Annotated in this window: 8 protein-coding genes; 5 read left to right on the forward strand and 3 right to left on the reverse strand. The window is 43.3% G+C overall.

The window, feature by feature from the left end:
- Positions 1–31: 31 nt before the first annotated feature.
- On the forward strand, positions 32–280 hold the full coding sequence (locus tag AC1D0K_RS30565; protein ID WP_477463152.1) for a glycoside hydrolase domain-containing protein: 249 nt from the start codon (positions 32–34) through the stop codon (positions 278–280).
- 229 nt (positions 281–509) lie between these two features.
- Positions 510–911, forward strand: coding sequence for a hypothetical protein (locus AC1D0K_RS30570; protein ID WP_477399538.1), 402 nt, complete (start codon positions 510–512; stop codon positions 909–911).
- 51 nt (positions 912–962) lie between these two features.
- Here the strand turns inward: AC1D0K_RS30570 and AC1D0K_RS30575 are convergent, their stop codons facing one another.
- Entirely contained in the window at positions 963–1,529 is a 567-nt protein-coding gene (locus AC1D0K_RS30575) for an RNA polymerase sigma factor (RefSeq protein ID WP_477399540.1), read from the reverse strand.
- Positions 1,530–1,823: 294 nt separating this feature from the next.
- On the opposite strand from AC1D0K_RS30575, the gene AC1D0K_RS30580 reads away from it, so the two are divergent.
- From AC1D0K_RS30580 to AC1D0K_RS30590, 3 genes are read left to right on the forward strand one after another with little or no spacing between them, the layout of a single operon-like run.
- Positions 1,824–3,374 (forward strand): NAD(P)/FAD-dependent oxidoreductase, encoded by a 1,551-nt coding sequence (locus tag AC1D0K_RS30580; protein ID WP_477443509.1) that lies wholly within the window; start codon positions 1,824–1,826, stop codon positions 3,372–3,374.
- Complete coding sequence (locus tag AC1D0K_RS30585) at positions 3,371–3,856, forward strand: DinB family protein (RefSeq protein WP_477399544.1); 486 nt, start codon at positions 3,371–3,373, stop codon at positions 3,854–3,856. Before AC1D0K_RS30580 ends, AC1D0K_RS30585 begins: the two co-directional genes overlap by 4 nt.
- A complete protein-coding gene (locus tag AC1D0K_RS30590; protein WP_477399546.1) occupies positions 3,849–4,214 on the forward strand; it encodes a CoA-binding protein in 366 nt (121 codons plus the stop codon). Before AC1D0K_RS30585 ends, AC1D0K_RS30590 begins: the two co-directional genes overlap by 8 nt.
- A 66-nt stretch (positions 4,215–4,280) precedes the next feature.
- On the opposite strand, the gene AC1D0K_RS30595 is transcribed toward AC1D0K_RS30590, so the two are convergent.
- Together AC1D0K_RS30595 and AC1D0K_RS30600 are read right to left on the reverse strand one after the other, a co-directional pair.
- The gene (locus tag AC1D0K_RS30595) at positions 4,281–5,660 is read right to left on the reverse strand and encodes a methyltransferase RsmF C-terminal domain-like protein (RefSeq protein WP_477399548.1); all 1,380 of its coding nucleotides are present in this window, start codon (positions 5,658–5,660) and stop codon (positions 4,281–4,283) included.
- A gap of 80 nt (positions 5,661–5,740) precedes the next feature.
- On the reverse strand, positions 5,741–6,147 hold a 407-nt coding region (locus tag AC1D0K_RS30600; RefSeq protein ID WP_477463151.1), incomplete at its 5' end, for a hypothetical protein.

Raw genomic sequence — 6,147 nt, forward strand, 5'->3', positions numbered from 1 at the left:
GATGAGCGCCTGGTAGTATATCTTCAGCACACTGGGCTTTTACCCGGTAGCCCCAGGTTCAGACCAATACTCCACGGGCAGCCCGGCGGTAAACGGCGCAACGATCAACCTGGACAATGGCAAAAAGTTCATTATCAACGTAAAAAACCAAAGTCCGAAGAATGTTTATGTGCAAAAGATGGTATTGAACGGCAAAACGCTGGATAGCCTGTTCATCAGCCATGCCCAGATCATGAACGGTGGCGAGATCACCTTTTACATGGGCGGAAAGCACAAATAGACAGATGTGCAGATGTGCAGATTTCAGATGTGCAGATGAATGTAATTTGATGATGAAATCCAAATGGCAGATGTGCAGATTTCAGATGTGCAGATGGATGTAATTTGATGCTTTGAAAATGAAACCCCGGTAACAAATGTGGAGATTTAAAATTTTGGATGTGCAGATGAATGTGTTTGAGAATTGATAATTTGGTGATTTGAAAATGAAAACAACTTTTATTTAGGGCATGGGTACAAAGCAAATAATAAGTGTATTAAGTCTGCTTGTGTTTTTTAGTTCGTGCGCCGAATCGTTTAAACAACTTCCACCCGAAAAATTCAATGATACAGTAGCCAGCCGGAAGGATATTAAAAACGTAGATGAGCTTGTTGTTGCATATTTTAATTACCGGAATAAATATAAGGAGCATGAGGTACAGCCAAGGCTCAGCATCATCTCCAAAAAGCTGGATTCTGGCAATTATGAGATCACCGCTATAGATACCGTTATGGATGACGATGCGCTGGCTGCGGAGAAAATTGTAATGATAGCAGCGCAACATGCACAAACCTGGAAAGCCTTAGATATAAAATATAACTGGAAGTGCCGAGATGGGCATGGCAACACTGACTGGGGTACGGGAGAATAATTACTCCCGCAGGTGAGCCCCCTCATCTTTTGGAGAGGGCGGGATGAAACTTTATGCCAGGCAATGTTGTTCGCGCATGGTTAGCTTGCCTATCATATCTTTAAGGATAGTTCTTGCGCGATGCAAAGTAGTTCGCGATAAAAGTTCGCTCATGCCTAATGAGTTGCCAATTTCCTGGTGCGAATAACCTTCAATAGCATACATGTTAAATACAGAACGATAAGTTTTAGGCAGCTTTTGGATCAGCTTCATGAGGTCCTTTGCTTCAAGGCCATTATCATTGTACGCTTTGCTTATCGGCATTTCGGTATCTGCGCTAAAATCTTCAACCAAAACAATTGGCTTTAATTTGCGATAGCGAGAAATAGCCGCATGTACCATAATACGGCGTACCCAGCCCTCAAGGCTGCCATCGCCGCGGTAATTATTCATGTTCCTGAATATTTTAATAAAGCCTTCCTGTAGTATATCCTGCGCTTCATCTTTATCGGTTGCATAGCGCATACAAACAGCCAGCATTCTTGGTGCTAATAATTTATAAAATTGCTCCTGGTATTTACGTTCGCTGCGTAAGCATCCTTCCCAAATTGTCTGTAAACGGTCGTCGGCGGTAGTCATGGTGTTATTTATTGATATGTGAAGCCTATGCCAATACCGGTGCCATTTTATAAATATTTGATTATTAGGTATTTGTAAAATAATAGATTTTTAAAACTGTTCGATAGCGGACGGTCATTGTGCATAGGCGGACAGAATGCTCAAGCCCCCTAACCCCCTGAAGGGGGAACAAAAGTTTGAATATATTCTAAAATTATTCGCGCACTTATAAAAAGTCTTCCCCTTTAGGGGGAGATTTAGAGGGGGCTTTTTCCTACCTTTGTCTTAATCCTGGATAAAAACCCGGCCATCAACATGACAAAAGAAATTGAAATAGTATGCCCTCCCGGGCAGCATGAAGACGAAGAGGTGATCAAACGCCTTGCTGCTGCAGCTTTAAATATGCAGCCTCAAAAATTATCGGCAGTTAAAATTTTAAAAAGATCCATCGATGCCCGCGGCCGTAAAGTGGTTTACCGCATGATGGTGCAGGTATTTATTGATCAGCTGTATCAACCCGAAAGCTATATCGTCAATTATCCAGACGTACAATTTGGTCGACCGGTTATTATTGTAGGCGCTGGTCCGGCAGGTATCTTTGCTGCTTTGCAGTGTATCGAATCTGGATTAAAGCCGGTTATTTTGGAGCGTGGCAAGGATGTTAAACAACGCCGCCGGGATTTGGCAAATATCAACAAGCAGGGTTTGGTAAATCCCGAATCCAACTATTGCTTTGGCGAGGGCGGTGCCGGAACTTACTCTGATGGTAAGTTATACACCCGATCTACCAAAAGGGGCGATGTGAACCAGGTACTTAAAATGTTTGTGGCCCATGGTGCTGATGCCGATATATTGATAGATGCCCGCCCGCATATAGGTACTAATAAATTACCCCAGATTATTACTGCCATGCGCGAAACAATTTTGAACGCTGGCGGCGAATTTTATTTCGATACAAAAGTTACCGCTTTGCTGGTAGAGTTTGGCAAGATAAAGGGTGTAAAGCTGGCATCGGGCGAAAAAATGACCGCCGATGCCGTGATCCTGGCGACGGGCCACTCGGCAAGGGATGTATTTGAAATGCTGCACCATCAAAATATTTTGATCGAAGCAAAACCTTTCGCTTTAGGTGTAAGGATTGAGCATCCGCAGGAAATAATTGATCGCGCACAGTATCATTGCGAATACCGCGGTCCTGATTTGCCGCCATCTTATTATAACCTGGTTGAGCAGGTGGAGGATCGGGGAGTATTTTCATTTTGCATGTGCCCGGGCGGTATCATCGCGCCTTGCGCCACTGAAGTAAACGAAATTGTGGTGAACGGCTGGAGCCCATCAAAACGTAATAATCCGTTTGCCAACTCGGGTACGGTAGTACAGATCAACATGGAAGATGTTGCTGGGGATGATAAGGATCCGTTTAAAATGCTGCGCTTTCAGCAACAGGTAGAGCATGCCGCATTTAATGCAGGTGGAGGAAACTTGGTTGCTCCCGGCCAGCGCATGGTTGATTTTGTAGAAGGGCGATTATCAAATGATCTGCCGGTAAACTCTTATCTTCCCGGTACCAAAAGTACCGAGCTTAAAGAGGTATTACCTGCATGGATAAATAAACGATTGCAAAAGGCTTTGCCGGCCTTTGGCAAAAAAATGAAGGGATATTATACCAATGAAGCTATCTTGGTGGGAGTAGAGTCACGTACGTCATCGCCAGTAAAAGTCCCAAGGGATAAAGAAACGTTGCAGCATCCGCAGGTAGCGGGATTATTTCCTTGCGGAGAAGGCGCGGGTTACGCGGGTGGCATTATTTCTGCTGCAATAGACGGCATCAACTGTGCATTGGCAACTTTAAAAATATTAGCATGACCATTTCTGAAGAATTAAGCAGCAAATTACAAACGATATTATCGGGCGATCCATGGTATGGCCCGTCGGTTTATAAAATTGTGGAAGGCATCAGTTTTGAGGCCGCTTATGAAAAGCCGCCTGGATCGGCACATAATATTGCGGAGATTGTTTTACACATGATAGCCTGGACAGAAGAGGTAATGGACAGGATGAATGGTTTACCGTCCGGCATCCCCACAAGTGGCGATTGGCCCCCGACCGGTGCCCCCGACGAACAAAAATGGCAAAACTATGTTGAAGATTTAAAGCTGGTGAACGTAAATTTGATTGGCATTATCCAAAAGTTCTCTCCGGAACAATGGGATGAGTTAACAACAGACGAACGGGACCGCGAGCTGGGCACAGGTGTTACTTATGAAGAATTGATCAACGGACTAATTCAGCATCATATATATCACTCTGGCCAGGTAGCATTATTAAACAGGATCATCAATGGCTGATAAAAAAACACTTATACTGGGGGCAACACCAAATACCAGCAGATATGCAAACCTCGCCGCCAATAGATTAGCAGGCCGCGGCCACACTATAGTTAATGTGGGCATAAAAACCGGCGAGATAGCTGGTGTACCGATAGAAAAAGCAGAGGCTATCCATAACGATATCGATACAGTTACCTTATATGTTGGTCCGCAAAACCAACCGCCGCTGTATGATTATATATTGAATACCAACCCCAGGCGTATAATTTTTAACCCCGGCACCGAAAATTCTGAACTGCGCCGCCTGGCCAATGAAAAAGGAATTGAAACGGAGGAAGCCTGTACGCTGGTATTATTGTCTACCGGGCAGTATTAGAGGCCCCCTAACCCCCTGAAGGGGGAAAAACACAGTTCCCACTATGCTATTCAAAAAGCTCCCCCTTTAGGGGGTTGGGGGGCTCGCCAATATCCTGATCTCTTTAGGGTAATAATTATTAATCCTATTTGGCAGTAATTTAGCCCATCCCAAAGCCTGCCCTTCAAAATTCATTAAACTCCAGCCTTTTTCGGTTGGTTGGAGGTCGATGTTATCACGTCGCAGATATTGGATAGCCTGATCATAGGTTAATTCGGTTTGCAAAACGGCATCCTTATTCATGATAGTACTTAAAGCAAGTTCATGATCGGGAATCAGATCCTTACCCATCAGCTTACCAACGCGTACGCCCGATTTTTTAAGATAAAGGTGTCGTTGTAAAATATTGAGGCTTTCCTTATGTACACGGTTAATGGCCAGCCAATCTTCGTTCACTTTAAAATAATAAAAATCATCGGGGCTATTGATGTATGTTTTTACCTGGTCAATTTCGGTACTGCTTACTTTTTGATGCATATTGTTTTTAAAGTTGCCCAGTTCGCCGGTATTGGTTTTCTTTTTAAGGCAACTGGCAAATAAGCCCTCACCTTTAACCTGTCCGGGGTAAAAACGATATCCCCATGCCTGTTTATTGGCCGATTGCGTTTCAACAATTCCCCACTCCTTATATATAGGTATGCGGATGCTTTCCAGATCAAATTCGTGGCAAAGCCAATCCAGTATATCTTCGTTTTCCTGGTGCGAGTAGGAGCAGGTACTATATATAAGGTATCCATCCTCTTTTAAGGCCGGCAATATATCGGCAAGAATCCGCTCCTGCCGCTGATGGCAAAGCTCCACATTGGCTTCAGACCATTCGTTCATCGCCTGGGGATCTTTTCTGAACATGCCCGAGCCCGAGCAGGGTGCATCAACCAGTATAATATCAAAAAAGCTTTTAAGTCTGCCAATATCTTTAGGGTCGTTATTACTCACGATAACGTTGGCCTGCCCCCAGCGGCTAAGATTGTCGGTTAATACAGGTACGCGGGTTTTGATAATTTCGTTGGCCACTAACAGATCATCGGCATTAATGGCCGAGTTAAGCAAGGTGCTTTTGCCTCCCGGGGCGGCGCAAAGGTCGAGCACTTTTACAGGTTCATCAATATTTGGCCTGATATTTTTAAATATATGATCAATAAACATAGACGATGCCTCCTGTACATAATAGCAACCGGCATGAAAAAGCGGGTCGAAAGTGAAGGATGGGCGGGTGTTTAAGTAAAAACCGTCGGCACACCATGGCACCTGCTCGTCTGTTTTTGATGCCGAAGGCTTAAAAGGATTTAACCTTATAGAGGTAGGCGCATCAGCAATTTGATGTGCTTTGATGAAATTTTCTTCGTTAAATCCATTTTCCGCGCTTAATGATTGCAGGAAATTATCAGGAAATTGATGGTCGTTCATATACTTTGTAAATATACAAATTCAATAAATGCTATTATAGCCCGGTATTAATAGGTTGGCGGGATTAGTTTGATGTTAGTTTACAGGTACTTGTATATTGTTTTAATTATTTGAAAGATTCTCTTGGTACGTAAGGGGTTTTCTGTGTACATTTGTGGCCGCTCAAGAAAAAGAGCGTTGTTTTTTGAAAAGTTAGCGAATAAAAATAGATTAAAATAAGTGAACGTTTCACTTGCCAGATCAAAAAATAATTCGCACTTTTGCACCCCGCCGCTGAGAGAGAAAAGAGAGAAGGAAAAGGGGATTGAAAACTGAAAAAGCGCTTGAAAAAATAAAAGCGAAAAAGGTTTTGGAAAAGCGGAAAAGGTTTCTACCTTTGCAGACCCAAACGGAAGGGTCCTTGAAAGAGGAAAAGAAGTAAAGAAAGCTAAAGCGATTTTAGCCAATAAAAATGAAAAGTTAAGAGGTGTTAAAACCTCCAAAACAT

Source organism: Mucilaginibacter sp. P1_A3 (assembly GCF_056406855.1).

Excerpts from the sequence above, each read along its gene's own strand:
- AC1D0K_RS30580 (WP_477443509.1), top strand. The coding sequence starts at position 1,824 with ATGACAAAAGAAATTGAAATAGTATGCCCTCCCGGGCAGCATGAAGAC.
- AC1D0K_RS30570 (WP_477399538.1), top strand. The coding sequence starts at position 510 with ATGGGTACAAAGCAAATAATAAGTGTATTAAGTCTGCTTGTGTTTTTT.
- AC1D0K_RS30595 (WP_477399548.1), bottom strand. The coding sequence starts at position 5,660 with ATGAACGACCATCAATTTCCTGATAATTTCCTGCAATCATTAAGCGCG.
- AC1D0K_RS30575 (WP_477399540.1), bottom strand. The coding sequence starts at position 1,529 with ATGACTACCGCCGACGACCGTTTACAGACAATTTGGGAAGGATGCTTA.
- AC1D0K_RS30585 (WP_477399544.1), top strand. The coding sequence starts at position 3,371 with ATGACCATTTCTGAAGAATTAAGCAGCAAATTACAAACGATATTATCG.
- AC1D0K_RS30590 (WP_477399546.1), top strand. The coding sequence starts at position 3,849 with ATGGCTGATAAAAAAACACTTATACTGGGGGCAACACCAAATACCAGC.